This window comes from Pseudomonas sp. PDM20, assembly GCF_014852575.3.
Taxonomy (GTDB): domain Bacteria; phylum Pseudomonadota; class Gammaproteobacteria; order Pseudomonadales; family Pseudomonadaceae; genus Pseudomonas.
This window is the reverse complement of record NZ_CM181224.1, coordinates 6,500,531-6,518,825: the sequence shown is the minus strand read 5'-3', so window position 1 is coordinate 6,518,825 and position 18,295 is coordinate 6,500,531. Positions and strand designations below refer to the sequence as shown.

Here is an 18,295-nt window from a genome sequence, read left to right as displayed (position 1 = left end):
GCCGGCCATTCGCGCAAGACCACTGTGCCGGTGCCGTCCGGACGAGCGGCGGGCCCGCGGGGAGTGCCGCGCCGGATTGCCGAGGTGGGCGACGGAAACGAAAAAGCCCGGCAATCGCCGGGCTTTTTCAGTGTTGCGCGCAGGATCAGTTCTGACGGATGCCCGCCACCAGCCAGGGCTGGTTCTCGCCCTGCGGGCGCTCCATGCGCCAGCTTTCGCTGAAGGGCTCGCCCTGGTCGAAGCGCGAGGACTTCGACACGCCGCTGAAGGTCAGGGTGGCGATGGTCTTCTCGGCCTGGTCGTCCACGCCCTCGAGCTGCACGTCGAGGTTGTCGATGTAGGTGGACTGGTAGCCCTCGCCCAGGTCAGCACGCTCCTGCTTGAGAAACTGCAGCATCTGCGGGGTGACGAACTCGGCGATCTTGTCCATCTCGTTGGCGTCCCAGTGCTGCTGCAGGGACATGAAGTGCTCGCGGGCGGCGGCGACGAAACGGGTCTCGTCGAACCAGCTCGGCGCGTTGATCACCGGGCGGCTGTCCATCACCGGACGGGACGCACCACCGAAGATCGACGGCGGGGCGGCCGGCATTTCACGCTGCATCGGCGCATGTCCGCCGGCCATGGCGGGCTGGTTGCCCTGCTGCTGGCGGCGACGGGAGGCGATGAAGCGGAAGGCGATGAAGGCGATCAGCGCGATGATCAGGATGTCGAGGAACTGCATGCCCTGGAAGCCGTCGCCCATGAACATGGAGGCGAGCAGGCCACCGGCGGCGAGGCCGGCCAGCGGGCCGAGCCAGCGCGAAGCGCCGCTCTTGGCGGCGGCGCCGGCAGCGCCTGCGGCAGCACCGGTTGCGGCAGGACCTGCGGCAGTCGGGGAATTCGGCGCGGCATTGGGTTGCGCCTGGCGGGTCTGGTGGCTTGGCGCCGAGCCCATGCTCTTGCCACCACCGAAACGCTTGGCGGCGTTGACGTCGAGGCTGAGCGTCACGGCGACACAGAAAGCCATGGCAAGGCTGAGAAAGCGCTTCATGGTTGTCATTCTCTTGGTTGGTATACGACGCACGTCATGTTGCCGGTGGGTGCCCTTGAGGGCCAGCCGGATTTTGTTTCGTGCTGTTGCCCTGCGTGGGCTCACCCCCTGATATGGGGCCTGATGAATCCCTTTCCAAATCAGTCTGTTACTGATTCTTTCAGAGCCGCCTGTCGGAGGACTCGGATGGTAGGCTTCGCTGAGCGAGGCCGTCAGCCGCGCGATCCCCCTGACCAGCCCGCCGCGAGGACCGCCGACCATGCATGCCATCGACTTCATCCAGGACCTCGCGGTGATCATGCTGATCGCCGGTTTCGTCACCATTCTCTGCCACCGCTTCAAGCAGCCGGTGGTGCTGGGCTACATCATCGCCGGGGTGATCATCGGCCCGCACACCCCGCCGTTCGCCCTGGTGCACGACGAGGAAACGATCAAGACCCTCGCCGAGCTGGGGGTGATCTTCCTGATGTTCTGCCTGGGACTGGAGTTTTCCCTGCGCAAGCTGTTCCAGGTCGGCGCCACGGCGTTCATCGCCGCGTTCCTGGAAATCACCCTGATGATCTGGGCCGGCTTCGAGATCGGCCGCCTGTTCGACTGGAGCACCATGGATTCGCTGTTCCTCGGCGCGATCCTGGCGATGTCCTCCACCACCATCATCATCAAGGTCCTGGGCGACCTGAAGATGAAGAACGAGCGCTTCGCCCAGCTGATCTTCGGCGTGCTGATCATCGAGGACATCCTCGGCATCGGCATCATCGCGCTGTTCTCCGGCATCGCCGTGAGCGGCACGGTGGAGGCCGACCAGGTGTTTTCCACGGTCGGCAAGCTCAGCCTGTTCATGGTCGTCGCGCTGGTCGTCGGCATCCTGCTGGTGCCGCGTCTGCTGGCCTACGTGGCGAAGTTCGAAAGCAACGAGATGCTGCTGGTGACGGTGCTGGGCCTGTGCTTCGGCTTCTGCCTGCTGGTGGTGAAGCTGGAGTACAGCATGATCCTGGGCGCCTTCCTGATCGGCGCGATCATGGCCGAGTCGCGCCAGCTGATCCAGATCGAACGCCTGATGGAGCCGGTGCGCGACATGTTCAGCGCGATCTTCTTCGTCGCCATCGGCCTGACCATCGACCCCAAGGTACTGGTGGACTACGCCGCGCCGATCCTGGTGATCACCCTGGTGGTGGTTGCCGGCAAGCTGGTGTCCTGCGGTGCTGGCGCCTTCATCGCCGGCAACGACGGGCGCACCTCGATGCGCGTGGGCATGGGCCTTTCGCAGATCGGCGAGTTCTCTTTCATCATCGCCGCGCTGGGCATGAGCCTGGGCGTGACCAGCGACTTCCTCTATCCGGTGGTGGTCGGCGTGTCGGCCATCACCACGCTGCTGACGCCCTACCTGATCCGCTCGGCCGACCCGCTGGCGCTGTACCTGGGCCGCAGCCTGCCATCGCCCATGGTGCGCGTGTTCAGCCTGTACGGTGAATGGCTGCGCAGCATCAAGCCACGCGGCGACAAGGCGATCCTCGCCGGGATGATCCGGCGCATCCTGCTGCAGGTCGGGGTCAACCTGACCCTGGTGATCGCGATCTTCTTCGGCCTGGCGTTCTTCGCCGATCGCCTGTCGCAGTGGCTGGCTCAGTTCGTCGAGCACGAGGCGCTGCACAAGGCGCTGATCTGGGGTGCCGCGCTGCTGCTGTCACTGCCGTTCCTGATCGCCGCCTACCGCAAGCTCAAGGCGCTGGCGATGCTGCTGGCGGAGATGGGCGTGAAGGCGGAGAGCGCCGGGCGCCACACGGCCCGCGTGCGCCGGGTGATTTCCGAGCTGATCCCGCTGCTGTCGCTGGGCGGCATGATGCTGCTGCTGGCGGCGCTCAGTTCGAGCATCCTGCCGCCGGGCGAGCTGCTGGTGGTGGTGGCGCTGATCGCAGCCCTGGTGATCGCGGTGTTCTGGCGCTGGTTCATCCGCGTGCATTCGCGGATGCAGGTGGCGCTGATCGAGACGTTCGAGCAGAACGGCGGCGGGCATCACTGAGGCCTCGCCATTCCCTGCAGGAGCGGGCCATGCCCGCGATCGCGCCCATGGGGCGCCCCTACAGGTTGGCCGTGATCAGATCGCTTCCAGCTTCGCGTAACCCATCATCAGCCACTTGCTGCCCTCGCTGTCGAAGTTCACCTGCACCCGTGCCTGGGCGCCGGAGCCTTCGAAGTTGAGGATCACGCCGTCGCCGAACAGCGGGTGGCGCACGGACTGGCCCAGGCTGAAGGGGGTGTCCGGTACGCTGGCGCCGCTGAACAGGTTGCCGCTGCGCTGGTTGCCCGACAGCGGACGGCTCACCGAGTTGGACAGGCGCACTTCCTGGATCAGGCTCGGCGGGATTTCGCGGACGAAGCGCGAGACCTTGTTGTAGGTCTCGCTGCCGTACAGGCGGCGGGTTTCCGCGTAGGTCATGACCAGGCGGTGCATGGCGCGGGTGATGCCGACGTAAGCCAGGCGGCGCTCTTCTTCCAGGCGACCGGGCTCCTCCAGGCTCATCTTGTGCGGGAACAGGCCTTCTTCCACGCCGGCGAGGAACACCAGCGGGAATTCCAGGCCCTTGGCGCTGTGCAGCGTCATCAGCTGCACGCTGTCCTCGAAGGCATCGGCCTGGGTGTCGCCGGACTCCAGCGCGGTGTGGTCGAGGAAGGCCACCAGCGGCGGGGTGTCCTCTTCGTCCGGGGTCTCGAAGGCGCGGGCGGCGCTGACCAGTTCTTCCAGGTTTTCCACCCGGGCCTGGCCTTTCTCGCCCTTCTCTTCCTTGTGGTAGGTGATCAGGCCAGACTGCTCGATGACGATCTGGGTCATCTGGTGCAGCGGCAGGCCCTCGACCTTCACCGCCAGCAGGTCGACGGTTTCCAGGAACACATTGAGCGCACTGGCGGCGCGGCCGGCCACGGCCTTGGCGGCGATCACGTCGTTTATCGCACGCCACATCGAGGTGCCGTTGTGGCGTGCGGCGTTGCGGATCGCCTCGACGGTCTTCTCGCCGATGCCGCGCGGCGGCACGTTGATCACCCGCTCCAGCGCGGCGTCGTCGTCGCGCAGGCGGATCAGGCGCAGGTAGGCCAGGGCGTTCTTGATCTCGGCACGCTCGAAGAAGCGCTGGCCGCCGTAGATGCGGTAGGGAATCTTCTCGCGCAGCAGCGCCTCTTCCAGCACGCGGGACTGGGCGTTGGAGCGGTAGAGAATGGCGATGTCGCTGCGCTTGAGGCCGTCCTTGCGCAGGGCGTCCTCGATGGTCTCGACGATGTAGCGCGCCTCGTCGTGCTCGTTGAAGCCCGAGTACAGGGTGATCGGGTCGCCGTCGACGCCGTCGGTCCACAGCTCCTTGCCCAGGCGTCCGCTGTTGTTGGCGATCAGCGCGTTGGCGGCCTTGAGGATGGTGCCGGTGGAGCGGTAGTTCTGCTCCAGGCGGATGTCCTCGGTGCCGGCGAAGTCATCGCCGAACTGCTGGATGTTCTCGATCTTCGCGCCGCGCCAACCGTAGATCGACTGGTCGTCGTCGCCCACCACCATCAGACTCTCGCCGCCCTTGCCAAGGAAGCGCAGCCAGGCGTACTGCACGGCGTTGGTGTCCTGGAATTCGTCCACCAGGATGTGGCGGAAGCGCCGCTGGTAGTGCTCCAGCAGACTCGGGCGGTCGCGCCAGAGGTCCAGCGAGCGCAGCAGCAGCTCGGCGAAGTCGACGACGCCGGCGCGGGCGCAGGCCTCTTCGTAGGCCTGGTAGACGCTGACCATGGTCGCCAGGTACAGGTCGCCGCCGGCCTGGATGTTCTGCGGGCGGTTGCCCTCGTCCTTCTGGCCGTTGATGAACCACTGCGCCTGGCGCGGCGGCCAGCGCTGCTCGTCGAGGCCCAGCTCGCGCACCACGCGCTTGACCAGACGCAGCTGGTCGTCGCTGTCGAGGATCTGGAAGTTCTCCGGCAACCCGGCTTCCTGCCAGTGCGCGCGCAGCAGGCGGTGCGCCAGGCCATGGAAGGTGCCGACCCACATGCCGGCCGGGTTGATCCCCAGCAGCTGCTCGATCCGCGCGCGCATCTCGGCGGCGGCCTTGTTGGTGAAGGTCACGGCCAGGATGCTGTGCGGCGAGGCGTTCTCGACCTGGATCAGCCAGGCGATACGGTGCACCAGCACGCGGGTCTTGCCGGACCCGGCGCCAGCGAGCACGCGCTGGCGCCCCAGCGGCGCGGCCACGGCCTGGCGCTGCGGGTCATTGAGGGAGTTGAGCAGGTAGGAGATGTCATCGTTCATGGGGCGGCATTCTACCGACGGGCGGTTTTCCCCGGCAAACCCGCCCGCCGTCCGGCGTCTTCCCGACGAAAGTTGGGCGGGCACGCAGCCAATTGCCATCATCCTGCTTGGGTGGGGCTACCTCCTCGGGTATGCTCCGCCGACGCCTAGGCCTGACACCTACAAGAAAAACGCCTATGACCGCTTATGTAGAGCCTTCGGCGATCCCGGTGAGCCATGCCGAGATCCGCCAGCAGTACGCTCACGAAATTGCCGTCGAACGCACGCGCCTGCTCTATCAGGGCTCGCGGGTGCCGACCCTGCTCATGCTGCTCAACGGCCTGGCCTGCGCTGGCTTGCTGTGGGATTACGTGAAGCCGGGCCTGCTCGCCGGCTGGCTGGTGTGGCTGGTGCTGCTGGCCGTGCTGCGCCTGATCCAGGTATCCGCCTTCAACGCCGCTTCCGCCGAGCGCCAGGCCAGCCCGCACTGGCAGCGCACCTTCCTGTTCGGCGCCGGTGCGTCAGGGCTGACCCTCGCCTTCGCCGCTATCGCCCTGGTGCCGCCGGACGCCTTCCTCCAGCAATCCCTGGTCTTCGGCCTGATCGCCGCGGCGATCCTGTCCGCCAGCGTCGCCTACGCGGTCAGCCTGCCGGCCTTCCTCACCTTTGCCTTGCCCTGCCTGTTCCCCTCCATTGCCTATTTATTGATCAGCGATAACCCGCTGCAGCAAGGCTGGGGCGTGCTCGGGGTGATCCTGCTGGCCGCGCTGCTGGTGGTGGCCTGGCAGATCCACCGGGTGGTGCATGTCGGCCTGCTGCGACGTTTCCAGGCCCAGGCGCTGGTGGCGCACCTGGAGCGCGCCAAGGCGCAGACCGAGGCGCTGAACCAGGACCTGGAGCGCGAAGTCGAGCAGCGTCGTCGCGCCGAACGTGAACTCTGCCGCGCCCGCGATGCCCTGCAGGAGCGGGTCGAGGCGGGCAGCGCCCAGCTCAGTCATACCGAGGCGCGCCTGGCTCTGGCACTGGAAGCCAGCGAGCTGGGCCTATGGGACTGGAACCTGCTGACCGACGAAGTGCACCACTCGCACCTGGAAGAAATCTTCGGGCTGACCCAGGCGGCGGTGAAGAGCGTGCGCAACGACCTGCGCCCGCGCCTGCACCCCGATGACCTGCCGCTGCTGCGCCGCGCGCTTGTCGAGCATCTCAAGGGCCGCACCGACGGCTACCGCATCGAATACCGCGTGCGCCACGCCGCGGGCCACTGGGTCTGGGTGGAAGACCGTGGCCGGGTGATGGAGCGCGACGGCCGCGGGCAGGTCACGCGGATGGTCGGCACCCGCGCCGACATCTCCACGCGCAAGCTGCGCGAGGAAGAGCAACGCCTGGCCGCCACGGTGTTCGAGGCCGCCAGCGAAGGCATCATCATCCTCGACCCGGATTACCGGCTGATCGCCCTCAACGAAGCCTTCACCCGCCTCACCGGCTACCGCCGCGAAGAAGTGCTGGGGCACAACGTCGCGCGCCTGATGGGATCGTCGGAGGCGCTGCGGCGCTACCAGTCGATCCGTACCGAACTGGAGCGCCAGGGCACCTGGCAGGGCGAGCTGATCGAGACGCGCAAGAACGGCGAGCTGTACCCGCAGTGGCTGCAACTGAACGTGGTGCGCGACGGCCGCGGGCAGGTCGCCCATGTGGTCGGCTTCTTCGCCGACCTCACCGCCCGCCGCGACGCCGAGGAGCGCCTGCGCTACCTGTCGCACTACGACGAACTCACCGGGCTGGCCAACCGCACGCTGTTCAAGGAGCGCCTGCACGAGGCCAGCCAGCGCGCGCGCCAGGAAGGCCGCACGGCGGCGCTGCTGCTGATCGACCTGGACCGCTTCAAGCTGCTCAACGACAGCCTCGGCCACGAAGTCGCCGACCAGTTGCTGCGGCAGATGTCGCGGCGCATGACCCAGACCGTGCCCGAGGCCGACACCATCGCCCGGCTTTCCGGCGACGAGTTCGCCGTACTGATCGACTCCTACGCCAGCCTCGCCGCGCTGGCGCGGCTGTCCAGCCGCCTGCTGGCCAAGCTGCGCACGCCGATGACCGTGGGCGGCCACGAACTGGTGATCAGCGCCTCGGTGGGCATCAGCCTGCTGCCGGAAAACGCCTGGGAAATCTCCGCGCTGATGAGCCAGGCGAACATGGCCATGCAGCACGCCAAGCACCTGGGCGGGAACACCTTCCAGTTCTTCACCGACAACCTGCAGGCCTGCACCCTGGAGCGCCTGCAGCTGGAAACCCGCCTGCGCAAGGCCATCGACGAAGGCCAACTGGACGTTCACTACCAGCCCAAGCTGAACCTCGCCAACGAGCGCCTGGACAGCGCCGAGGCGCTGGTGCGCTGGCGCCACCCGGAGATGGGCATGGTACCGCCCAGCGATTTCATCGGTCTGGCCGAGGAAACCGGGCTGATCGGTGCCATCGGCGAGTTCGTCCTGCGCCGCGCCTGCCGGCAGGCGCGCGCCTGGCAGCTCCAGGGCCGCGAGTTGCGGGTGTCGGTCAACCTCTCGGTACACCAGTTGCGCACCGGCAACCTGGTCGACCTGGTGCGCACCGTGCTGGAGGATACCGGCCTGCCGTCGCACCTGCTGGAGCTGGAACTCACCGAAAGCCAGCTGCTGGACAACGTCGAGAGCGTCACCACGACCTTCCAGCAACTGCGCGAGATGGGCGTGAAGCTGGCCATCGACGACTTCGGCACCGGTTACTCCTCGCTCAGCTACCTGAAACGCTTCCCGGTGGACTACGTGAAGATCGACCAGACCTTCATCCGCGACCTGTCCGAGCGCGGCGAAGACGCGGCCATCACCCGCGCGATCATCGCCATGGCGCACAGCCTGGAACTGAAGGTGGTGGCCGAAGGCGTCGAGCAGGCCGAGCAGCTGCGCTTCCTGCGCGCCCATGGTTGCGACGAGATTCAGGGCTACCTGATCAGCCAGCCGGTGCCGGCGGATGCCTGCCTGGCGCTGCTGGAGAGAAGCGACCGGCTGGGTCAGTGATGCTGGTGGTCGCCTGAAACACCCTGCAGCACGCTCTGGTCGATCTCGCTGAAACGCAGCACCCGACCACCCTCGTCATTGGCCATGCGTTCCGCGTCCGCGAGTTCGGAGAATGACGCGAGTGTGGCGCCCATGGCGCCGGGACGCTTCACCCCGACCACGTAGAAGGCGCTGGTGGCGTCGATCAGGTGGCGGTCGTCGGGATGGTTCCAGTCGCTGCGGGCCATGTCATGCACATACAGGCGCGCGCCACTGTGCTGGTTTTCCGGCTGCAGCCACCAGCCCAGCAACTCGGCGGTGGAACAGAACTTGTGTACGGCTCCGGGGGCCACGGCTTCACCCTTGGGACCGGCGAAGTCGCTGATGACCATACCGCAGACGTGGCATTCCTCGCCGTTCTGGAAGGGCACAGGGCCCAGGTTGGCACTTTGTTGGGCAGCATCGTCGCAGCCGGCGAGCAGCAAGCTGAAGAACCCGGCGGCGAGGCCGAGGCGAAGGGGGCGGGACAGCAGCATGGGGGCTCCTTGAGTCAGATCGGGCGTCGGCGGAACAGCGCATAGGCCAGCGCCAGCGCGGCCAGGGTCCAGGCGCACAGCGCCAGCCAGAGGCCGGCGACGGGAACGGCGAGGTCGCGGCCGAGGGTCAGTACGCCGCCCAGCTCGGAACCGAAGTCAGGCAGGTTGATCAGCCGGTACAGGTCGGTGGGGTTGAGCAACAGCAGCCAGGGCAGCAGGTTGGCGCTGAGCTGGCCCTTGCCTATCACCAGCAGGGCGAGCAGAGCCAGGTCGAACAGCAGTACGAAGAAGAACCACACACCCAGCGCCAGGCCGGCGGCGGTGGATTTTTCGCTGACCCGCGCGCTCAGCGCGTAGGCCATCGCCAGGAAGGTCCAGCCCAGCAGGCAGGACGACAGGATGAAGCGGGCGAACGAGCCCAGCAGTTGCCCCAGCGGGATACCCGGCACCAGCAGGCCAATGGCCAGGGCGGCAGCGGAGAAGCCCAGCAGCGTGGCGAGGCCGAGAATCAGGCCGTGGCCAAGAAACTTGCCGATCAGCAGCTGCCCGCGCCCCAGCGGGTAGGTCAGCAGGAGCAACAGGGTGCCGCCTTCTTCCTCGCCGACGATGGCGTCGTAGGCCAGCAACAGGGCAATCAGCGGCATCAGGAAGGTAGCGAGGCTGGTCAGGCTGGCCAGGGTTGCCGGTAGCGAGGTGAAGCCTACCTGGCCACTGGCGGCGGCACCGAGCCAGGCGATGCCGACCGCCAGCAGGGCGAACAGCAGGCTGATGGCGAGCAACCAGCGATTGCGCAGGCCGTCGGCCAGTTCCTTGCGCGCGATGTTCCAGATCGGGTTCATGCCGTGGCTCCCGCGTGCGCGCTCTGCATATGGTGGCGATAGAGGTCCTCCAGCGATGGAGGCAGCACTTCGAGCTCCTGCGCCTGCTCGGCGAGCAGCACGCTGAGCACTTCGTGCTGGCGCCCTTCATCGACCCGCAGCTCCAGGCGTCGGCCATCCAGGGCGGCGACTTCATGGCCGACGGTGCGCCAGTGTTGCGACCAGTCGCTGTCGGGTTTACCTGCGTAGCGGATACGTACCGGCAGGCCGGCGTCCCGGCGCAGGTCGGCAAGACTGCCGGCGGTGAGCAGGCGGCCCTTGGCCAGGATCGCGGCGCGGTCGATATGCGATTCCACGCCGGGCAGTACGTGAGAGCAGAGGATGATCCCGGTGCCCTGTGCGCGCAGGCGGTCCAGCCATTGGTAGAGCTCGATGGTGGCCAACGGATCGAGGCCGACGGTGGGCTCGTCGAGCAACAGCAGTTGTGGCTCGCCGAGTAGCGCCTGGGCCAGCCCGAGGCGCTGGCGCATGCCCTTGGAGTAGGTTTTCACCCGGCGCTGCGCGGCGTGGCTGAGGCCGACCTGTTCGAGCAACTCGTCCACTTCGGCAGGCCGCGCGCCCTTGAGCCGGGCGAAGTGCTGCAGGGTTTCGCGGCCGGTGAGCTGTGGATAGAAGGTCACGTTCTCCGGCAGGAAGCCGATGCGTCGGCGCACCGCCGCATCGCCCGGCGACTGGCCGAAGACTCGCACCGAGCCTTGTGTCGGGCGCAGCAGGCCGAGGATCAGCTTGATCGTGGTGGTCTTGCCGGCGCCGTTATGTCCGAGCAGGCCGAGGACTTCCCCGGCCCCCAGTTGCAGATCGAGCCCATGCAGGGCAGTGAAGCCGCCGTAGTCCAGGGTTGCGTCACGGATTTCCACGGGGTTCATGGTTGCGGCTCCAGGTCAGCGGCTCGCATCAGCGGGAAGCTGTCGCGCACGCCGGGTGGACGGGTGACGGGAAAGGCGCGCTGGACCCAGCGCAGCAATTCGATGGCGGGGCTGGTCATCAGCAGTTGCACCTGCGGGTACAGCCAGAGCAACTGGTCGACCTTGTCGTTGGGCTCGTAGGCGACGTCGCCGATGCCGTCGGCGTTGCGGTCCCAGCCCAGGTAGTCGCTCCAGTAGTTGCCGCGCCCGTCGGCGGACCATTCCTGGGTCCGGCTGGCGACGTACTTGACCTGCTGGCGGTTGCCGACGAAGGCGTTGCCACTGATGCGGTTGTCTTCGGAGCCGGCGGTCAGGTGGATACCCAGGGCGCTGCTTTCGAAGCGGTTGTCCTCGATGCGGTTGAACAGCGAGTTGTAGATGAACAGGGCCTTGCCCTCGGCGCCTGCAATCATCGCGTCGCCGCCGCCATCGCCGCTGCGCACGGCTTCGACGCGGTTGCCGGTGAGGGTGGAGTAGGTGATGTAGTTCATCAGGATGCCGTAGTTCTGGTCGTCCACCGAGCGGTTGCCGACCACGGTGAGCTTGCGGCTCTGCATCAGCGCATAGCCGGTGCGCGTGTGCCGGGTGGTGTTGCCGATGACGCGGCTGTTGTGGGTGAACATGTAGTGCACGCCGTAGCGCAGGTCCTCGAAGAGGTTGTCTTCGATGCTGCTGTCGTTGGAGGTGTCGATGTAGACGCCGTCGCGGGTCTGGCGCACCTGGTTGCCGCGCACCAGGGCGTTCTTCACCGCATAGAGGTGGATGCCGTTGCCGCGGTCCTGGGAGCGAACGCTGGGGTCGCCCTGGATGCGGTTGTCGAGCACCTGCACGTCAGCCGTCGCGTCGAGCCAGATGCCAAAGCTGGCGCCCTGCAGGTCATTGCCGCGCACCACGGTGCCGTGGGCGGCCTTGTCGATGAATATCGCCGCGTCCATGGCGGTCAGGTCGCGGCCCCAGTTGCGCAGCGCGCAGCCCTCGATGACGACGCCGGGCACCCGCACGTGCAACGTGCTGCCGGTCCCTTCTCCGTCGAACAGGGCGCCAGGCGCGCAGCGCAGGTGCAGCGGATGGTCGATGGTGAAGTTGCCGCTGTACGTACCGGCCGGCAGCGTGCGGATGTCGCCGTCGCCCTGCAGGGGCAACTGGTCGATGGCTTGCGGTTGTGCCTGGACGCTTGCCGCGAGCAGCAGCGACAGGGCAAGGCCGGGCCGGGTGAGTCCCATGCAACACCTTCTCGTCGATACCCCGCCGGCGCTTGCCGGCGGGGCCAGGGGCCTGCTCGTCAGGCTTTTTCCACCAGCATGCGGCCGACCATTTCCATGTGCAGCGCATGGCAGAACCAGCTGCAGTAGTACCAGTGCAGGCCGGGCTTGTCGGCAGTGAAGGTGATGGAGGAGGTCTGTTGCGGGCTGATCTCCATGCTCACGCCGTGGTTGACCACGACGAAGCCGTGGGTGACGTCCTCGATCTCGTCCAGGTTGGTGATGGTGACGGTGACTTCATCGCCCTGCTTCACGGTGAACTCGGTAAGACCGTAGGCGGGCGCGGAAGAGGTCATGTAGACGCGGACCTTCTTGCCGTCGCGGATGACCTTGTTGTCCTGCATCAGGTCGATGCCGTCGCGCTTGGCGATGGCCACGGTCTCGGCGAAGAACGGGTCCTTGCGGTCCCAGATCTTGCGGGTCTTGATCTGGTCGCGGCGGGCGAGGATGCAGTCATGCGGCTCGGCGAAGGTGGGGCCGTCGTGCACCAGCTTCATCTCGTCGCCGGAGATGTCGATCAGTTGGTCGTTCTCCGGGTGCAGCGGGCCGGTGGGCAGGAAGCGGTCCTTGGAGAACTTGCTGAGCACGATGATCCACTTGCCGTCGGCCTCCTTGGTCTCGGTCAGCGTCGCGTGGTTGTGGCCTGGCTGGTAGTGCACGTCGAGCTTCTGGCGGATGTAGTCGACCTTCTCGCCCTTGTAGGCGCGAATCGCGTCGGCGATGTTCCATTTCACCAGCTGGCTGTCGATGAACAGCGTGGTATAGGCGTTGCCGCGGCCGTCGAAGGTGGTGTGCAGCGGGCCCAGGCCCAGCTCCGGTTCGCCGACGATAACGTCGCGCGGGTCCTTGAGCTTGCCGGAGAACAGGTCGGGCAGCTTGTCGATGGCGATGATGCTGCAGGTGGGGGAGAGCTTGCCGTTGGCGATGAAGTACTTGCCGTCCGGCGAGGTATTGAGGCCGTGGGGGTTCTTCGGCACCGGGATGTAGCGGGTGACGACGCTGTCCTTGCCGTCCTTCTTGCGCCCGTCGACCACCGGCACCTTGCTGTCGCCCAGGGTGATGAAGCGCTTGGCCTTGATCTCCTTCTCGATCGCCGGGACGTCGAACACCACCACCCAGTCGCGCTCGTTGCGCATCATGCCGGCCAGATCGGTGGCCTTCTCCGAGTTGTAGCAGGTGGCGGCCGTGAAGCGGCCGGTGTAGTCCATGTCGCTGTTGTCGAGGTTGCCGTCGACGATGACCTGCCAGGCCACTTCCATGGTCTCGGCATCCAGCGCGTTGTACATGGTGAAGGCGTTGTCGCCGGTGATGTCGAAGCTCGTCCCGTCATTGGGGTGGGGGATGATGAACTCGGCGTTGCAGAACACGTACTGGGTGTGCGGCACCTTCTGCAGGCGCAGGCCGTGGATGGCCTGGACGTTGGGAATGGTGGTGATGCGGTCGCACTTCATGATGTCCAGGCGGATGCGCGCGACGCGGCTGTTGGCCTTGTCGTTGATGAACAGGTACTTGCCGTCGTACTTGCCGTCGGTCATCGAGATATGCGGGTGGTGGCAGTCGCCGTTCTGGAAATGCGCGCTGTCGCCGAGGACGCGTTTGCTCTCGTTGGTCAGGCCCCAGCCGGTGGCCGAGTCGACGTTGAACACCGGGATGCGCATCAGCTCGCGCATCGATGGGATGCCCATCACGCGAACCTCGCCCTGGTGGCCGCCGCTCCAGAAGCCATAGTACTCGTCCAGCTCACCGGGGGCGATGTGGATCTTGTCCTGGGCCGACTTGACCGCGTCGGCCCAGGCCTCGCGAGAGGTGAACGCGCCCATCGAGCCCGCGGTCACCAGCGCCGCTGCGCCGGTGACCGCGGAGGCACCGAGGAAGCCCCGCCGGCTGAGCCCGGCGATCTCGTCGTGCTGCTGTTTCTTGTCAGTCATTTCCTGCTCCTTCCTGAAGGCAAATGGTCAGATCTGTTGCACTGCAATCAACTGGTCGTCGTCGCTGGCAGTTGCCCGCTTGCCGCGCTTCTTGCGCTTGTTCACTAGCGGCGGGCACTTGTTCTCGTTGTGGTAGGTCATCTGGCAGTCGAGGCAGTAGTGGCACTCGTTGGCGTTGATCCGTCCATCGGGGTGGATGGCCTGGATCTCGCATTCCTTGGCGCACAGCTGGCAGGGCTGGCCGCACTCCTTGCGCCGCTTGAGCCAGTCGAACAGGCGGGCCTTGCCGGGGATCGCCAGCGCCGCGCCGAGCGGGCAGACGTAGCGGCAATAGACCTTGCGGGTGAACAGGTTGAGGACCAGCAGCAACACCACGTAGGCGACGAACCACCACTGGCGGTCGAAGTGCAGGGTGATGGCGGTCTTGAAGGGCTCGACCTCGGCGAAGCGCTCGGCGGTGGAGAGCGACTCCAGGGAGAGGCCGAACAGCACCAGCAGGACGATGTACTTGATCGCCCAGAGCCGCTCGTGGACGGCGAAGGGCAGCTCGTACTGCGGCACCTTGAGCTTGCGCGCGGCCTCGTTGAGCAGCTCCTGCAGGGCGCCGAAGGGGCACAGCCAGCCGCAGAACACGCCGCGGCCCCAGAGCAGGATGCTGGCGGCGGTGAAGGTCCAGAGGATGAACAGCACCGGGTCGATGAGGAACAGTTCCCAGCGGAAGCCTTCGAACAACGCGTGGACGAAGGTCAGCACGTTGACCACCGACAGCTGCCCCAGGCAGTACCAGCCGATGTAGGTCAGGGTGAACAACAGGTAACCCCGGCGCAGCCAGTGCAGCAGTTGCGGACGGCGGGTCAGGGTGTCCTGCAGGAACAGGATCACCGCGAGCAGCCCCAGGGCACTGAGCAGCACGCCGATCTGGAAGCTCTTCTGGTACCAGACGCGCAGCCACATCGGCCGCTTGGCATCGGCCAGCGCCTCCAGTTCCGCAGCGGTCGGTTGTGGCCGGTCGAGGTAGCCTTCGGGCGTCTGGTAGCCCAGGTCGAAGGTGGTGAAGAGGCTGTCCACCGGGCCGGTCTGGCGCCGCACCAGCAGTTCCAGGTCCCACGGGGTGCCGGGGTCGAAACGCTGCGCGGCGCGGACGATGAAGATCGCCATCTCGACGAAGTGCGGCATGCCCTCGGCATAGGTGTCCGACAGGCGCTGGTAGTCGAGGTCGCGGAAGCTGAGGATGTCGCCGAACTGGCGGATCTGCACCCGGTCGAAGATGCCGCCGCGCACATAACCCGAGCCCTTGAACGAGTACTCGCCGCTGCCCATTACCACCAGGGCGTATTCGTCCGGCTTCAGGGAGTCCATCAGCTCGCGGTACTGCCTGTCGCCGAGCAGGTTTCGGCCGACATTGGGCGGGTTCAGCAGGGCGGTATAGAGGTCTATGAAAGTGTCTTCGCGCTGCTGCGCATCGCGGGCCTGGTCGACCTTCTCGGCGGCGGTGCCCTTGAAGGCATCATCGATCTGCCCGCGGGTCAGTTTCAGCTGGCGGATCGCGCCATTGCCCAGCAGCTCGCTCCAGCTCGCCGGCTGGTAGGCGTCGGCGCGGACGATGGCGGGCTTGGGCCGCACCTGTCCGTCGTCCTTGATCAGCTTGAGCGACACCGCCACGGTACGGGCGGCGCGCATGACGATCTCGTTGACCACCATGACCGTCACGGTGGCGCCGGCGACGGCATCCACGGTGACCGTCTGCGGATCGCCGGAGCGGCCCACGGCGACCCGCTGGTCGGCGCGCAGCCCGGAGTAGCCGGCGGTGAAGGCGTGAAGTTTCTCTTCGGGAATGCCGATCAGCAGGATCGGCTCATGGTGTTCGAGGACGTAGCTGTCGCGGATCACCGCCTGCGGATCGAGGATCACCTGGACGTTGATCGGCTTGCCCGAATACGCGGGCATGCGGGTGACGCGGATGCTCTGGAAGGCATAGCCCAGCAACTTGTCGCCGTGGGACAGGCGCCGCACGCCGTACTCGCCTTCGGGTTCGCCGATATGATCGGCCTGGGGAAACACCTGCTGGATGCGCGTCCGCTCCAGATCACTGAGCTCCGCACCCTGGACCGCCAGGCCGGCCATCAGCAACAGACAGCCGACCAGGAGCCTGAACCACTCGCGAACGCCCACCATGAGGCCTCCTTCCTCCATGCCCGAACGGGCAGAACTGCGTCAGAAGGCGGTGGGCGCCCATCTCACGCGGCAGGTCACTTCAGGGTGACGATCCACTCGGCCAGGGTCTTGGCTTCTTCCGGGCTCACGGCGTTGGCTGGCATCGGAATCGGGCCCCAGTTGCCCTTGCTGCCGGTCTTGATGCTGTTGGTGATGTGGGCGACACCATCGGCCTGTGGGCCGTACTTGGCGGCGACGTCATGGAAGGCGGGGCCGACGAGCTTCTTGTCGACCGAATGGCAGGCCACGCAGGCCTTCGCCTTGAACAGCTCCTCGCCGGTGCTGGCCATCGCGGTTGTCTGGACCAGCAGGCCGCCGAACAGCAGGGCTACCAGGGCTTTGTTCATGAACGTCTCTCCTCACAGGCTTGGCGCTTCGAGGCGCCGATCGTTTTCGCCGGCTTCCCGCCCGGCGTCTGTGGCGATTCTAGGAGCGGCCCATGCGGCTTCCGCTTGATGCCAATCAAGAACTTCCGGCGACGTGCTTGAGGCAATCCGTCGCGCTGGATAGCTTGCTACCCGAAACTTCCTACTGAGATTCGCCCGTCATGAATGCCCCTGTGCAGAACGATCCGCCGCTCTTCTACCAGCCTTCAGGCAATGAGGTGGCGCTGTTCACCCACGCCTCCGCGCAGGGCATGCCGGTTCTGATCAAGGGCCCGACCGGCTGCGGCAAGACGCGCTTCGTCCAGCACATGGCGCAGCGCCTGAACCTGCCGCTGTACACCGTGGCCTGCCACGACGACCTGTCGGCGGCGGACCTGGTCGGCCGTCACCTGATCGGCAGCGACGGCACCTGGTGGCAGGACGGCCCGCTGACCCGCGCGGTGCGCGAGGGCGGCATCTGCTACCTGGACGAGGTGGTGGAAGCGCGGCAGGACACCGTGGTGGTGCTGCACCCGCTGGCGGACGATCGCCGTGAGCTGTTCATCGAACGCACCGGTGAATCCCTGGTGGCGCCGCCGGGCTTCATGCTGGTGGTGTCCTACAACCCCGGCTATCAGAACCTGCTGAAGGGCATGAAGCCCAGTACGCGCCAGCGCTTCGTCGCCCTGCGCTTCGATTACCCGACACCGGAAGTGGAAGCCGGCATCATCGCCCGCGAGGCCGGCGTTTCCCCTGAGCTGGCGCAGCGCCTGGCGCAACTGGGCGTGGCCCTGCGTCGCCTGGGCCGGCAGGAGCTGGAAGAGGTCTGCTCGACGCGCCTGCTGGTACTCACTGCGCGCCTGCTGCAGGCCGGCGTGGCGCCGCGTGATGCCTGCCGCGCCGGGCTCGCCGAGCCGCTGTCGGACGACGAGGCCACGGTCGCCGCGCTGATGGACCTGGTCGATGTCCACTTCGCCTGAGGCGACGCTCAGCGCCCGGCACCTGCCGGGCGACCTGGCGATGTGGTTCTTCATCCTCGCCGAGCTGACCGTCTTCGCCATCCTCATCATCGTCTTCGCCGTGACCCAGCATCTGGACGTCGAAGGCTTTCGCGCCGGGCGCGCGCAGCTGGACCTGTCCACCGCCCTGGCGCTGACCCTGACCCTGCTTACCGCCGGCTTCTGCGCGGCGCTGGCGGTGGAGCAGGTGCGCCACGGCCGCCAGCGCCGAGCGGCCGTGTTGCTGGGCATTGCCGTGCTGCTGGGACTGGCCCATGTGGTGCTCAAGTCCGGCGAATACCATCACCTCGCCGCACGCGGGCTGGACCTGGAGTACAGCACCTTCTTCACCCTGTTCTGGCTGATCACAGGCTTCCACTTCCTGCACGTGCTGCTGGGGTTGGTGATCCTCGGCTGGATGACCCTGCGTTGCCTGCGCGGCGCCTACCGCAGCGACGCCCTGGGCGGGCTGGAGTCCGGCGCGTTGTATTGGCACATGGTCGACCTGGTCTGGGTGGTGCTGTTCCCGCTGGTCTACGTGCTGGCGCCTGGCTCATGAGGACGTTGCTGCTCGCCTGGCTGCTGATGCTGCCGATGTCCGTCGCCTCGGTCTGGCTCGGTCACCATGCACCCGACCTGCTGCTGCCGGTGGCGGCGATCCTGCTGCTGGGCCTGGGCAAGGCCTGGATCATCACGCTGCGCTTCATGGAGCTCAGCCACGGCCCGCGACTGTGGCAAGCGCTGCTGCTCGGCTGGCCGCTGGTGGTCACCGGCGTGATTCTGGCCCTGCACGCAACTCCCTGATTTTTCTTCGAAAAAATACCTGACTGGAAGCATTGGTCTTTCTTGATTGCCATCAAGCGAGAGGTCCTGGGTCGCTTCCTACAATGGCCCCGAC

14 protein-coding genes are annotated in these 18,295 nt (G+C 66.6%); 5 read left to right on the top strand and 9 right to left on the bottom strand.

The genetic code is table 11. The annotated features are described in order from the left end of the window. Window positions 1-145: 145 nt before the first annotated feature. Window positions 146-1,030, bottom strand: coding sequence for a Tim44 domain-containing protein (locus tag IB261_RS29945; RefSeq protein WP_138213587.1), 885 nt, complete (start codon window positions 1,028-1,030; stop codon window positions 146-148). Between the two features lie 259 nt (window positions 1,031-1,289). On the opposite strand from IB261_RS29945, the gene IB261_RS29940 reads away from it, so the two are divergent. Further along, on the top strand, window positions 1,290-3,050 hold the full coding sequence (locus tag IB261_RS29940) for a cation:proton antiporter (RefSeq protein ID WP_081519076.1): 1,761 nt from the start codon (window positions 1,290-1,292) through the stop codon (window positions 3,048-3,050). A 75-nt stretch (window positions 3,051-3,125) separates the two neighbouring features. On the opposite strand, the gene uvrD is transcribed toward IB261_RS29940, so the two are convergent. After that, complete coding sequence (gene uvrD / locus IB261_RS29935; protein WP_192383531.1) at window positions 3,126-5,306, bottom strand: DNA helicase II; 2,181 nt, start codon at window positions 5,304-5,306, stop codon at window positions 3,126-3,128. Between the two features lie 176 nt (window positions 5,307-5,482). On the opposite strand from uvrD, the gene IB261_RS29930 reads away from it, so the two are divergent. Continuing rightward, a complete protein-coding gene (locus IB261_RS29930) occupies window positions 5,483-8,332 on the top strand; it encodes an EAL domain-containing protein (protein ID WP_081519078.1) in 2,850 nt (949 codons plus the stop codon). On the opposite strand, the gene IB261_RS29925 is transcribed toward IB261_RS29930, so the two are convergent. The 7 genes from IB261_RS29925 to IB261_RS29895 all read right to left on the bottom strand — a co-directional run bounded on the left by IB261_RS29925 (window position 8,326) and on the right by IB261_RS29895 (window position 16,381). Continuing rightward, on the bottom strand, window positions 8,326-8,847 hold the full coding sequence (locus tag IB261_RS29925) for a nitrous oxide reductase accessory protein NosL (RefSeq protein ID WP_192383532.1): 522 nt from the start codon (window positions 8,845-8,847) through the stop codon (window positions 8,326-8,328). The two genes, IB261_RS29930 and IB261_RS29925, sit on opposite strands and share 7 nt — an antisense overlap. Before the next feature lie 14 nt (window positions 8,848-8,861). Then, complete coding sequence (locus tag IB261_RS29920) at window positions 8,862-9,686, bottom strand: ABC transporter permease (RefSeq protein WP_192383533.1); 825 nt, start codon at window positions 9,684-9,686, stop codon at window positions 8,862-8,864. Continuing rightward, entirely contained in the window at window positions 9,683-10,591 is a 909-nt protein-coding gene (locus IB261_RS29915; protein WP_192383534.1) for an ABC transporter ATP-binding protein, read from the bottom strand. Before IB261_RS29915 ends, IB261_RS29920 begins: the two co-directional genes overlap by 4 nt. Next, a complete protein-coding gene (locus tag IB261_RS29910; RefSeq protein WP_192383535.1) occupies window positions 10,588-11,853 on the bottom strand; it encodes a nitrous oxide reductase family maturation protein NosD in 1,266 nt (421 codons plus the stop codon). Before IB261_RS29910 ends, IB261_RS29915 begins: the two co-directional genes overlap by 4 nt. A 59-nt stretch (window positions 11,854-11,912) precedes the next feature. Next, window positions 11,913-13,820, bottom strand: a complete 1,908-nt coding sequence (nosZ, locus tag IB261_RS29905) for a TAT-dependent nitrous-oxide reductase (protein WP_081519083.1) — start codon at window positions 13,818-13,820, stop codon at window positions 11,913-11,915. A 27-nt stretch (window positions 13,821-13,847) separates the two neighbouring features. Then, window positions 13,848-15,995, bottom strand: coding sequence for a transcriptional regulator NosR (gene nosR / locus IB261_RS29900; RefSeq protein WP_192383536.1), 2,148 nt, complete (start codon window positions 15,993-15,995; stop codon window positions 13,848-13,850). A gap of 74 nt (window positions 15,996-16,069) precedes the next feature. Then, on the bottom strand, window positions 16,070-16,381 hold the full coding sequence (locus tag IB261_RS29895; RefSeq protein WP_054910310.1) for a c-type cytochrome: 312 nt from the start codon (window positions 16,379-16,381) through the stop codon (window positions 16,070-16,072). A 200-nt stretch (window positions 16,382-16,581) separates the two neighbouring features. Between IB261_RS29895 and IB261_RS29890 the strand changes: the two genes are divergently transcribed. The 3 genes from IB261_RS29890 to IB261_RS29880 are packed head-to-tail and all read left to right on the top strand — an operon-like array spanning window position 16,582 to window position 18,201. Further along, complete coding sequence (locus tag IB261_RS29890; RefSeq protein WP_151188777.1) at window positions 16,582-17,379, top strand: CbbQ/NirQ/NorQ/GpvN family protein; 798 nt, start codon at window positions 16,582-16,584, stop codon at window positions 17,377-17,379. Continuing rightward, window positions 17,363-17,956, top strand: coding sequence for a cytochrome c oxidase subunit 3 (locus IB261_RS29885; protein WP_192383537.1), 594 nt, complete (start codon window positions 17,363-17,365; stop codon window positions 17,954-17,956). Before IB261_RS29890 ends, IB261_RS29885 begins: the two co-directional genes overlap by 17 nt. Further along, window positions 17,953-18,201, top strand: a complete 249-nt coding sequence (locus IB261_RS29880; RefSeq protein ID WP_081519087.1) for a cytochrome C oxidase subunit IV family protein — start codon at window positions 17,953-17,955, stop codon at window positions 18,199-18,201. The genes IB261_RS29885 and IB261_RS29880 overlap by 4 nt, the downstream gene beginning before the upstream one ends. Window positions 18,202-18,295 lie beyond the last annotated feature (94 nt).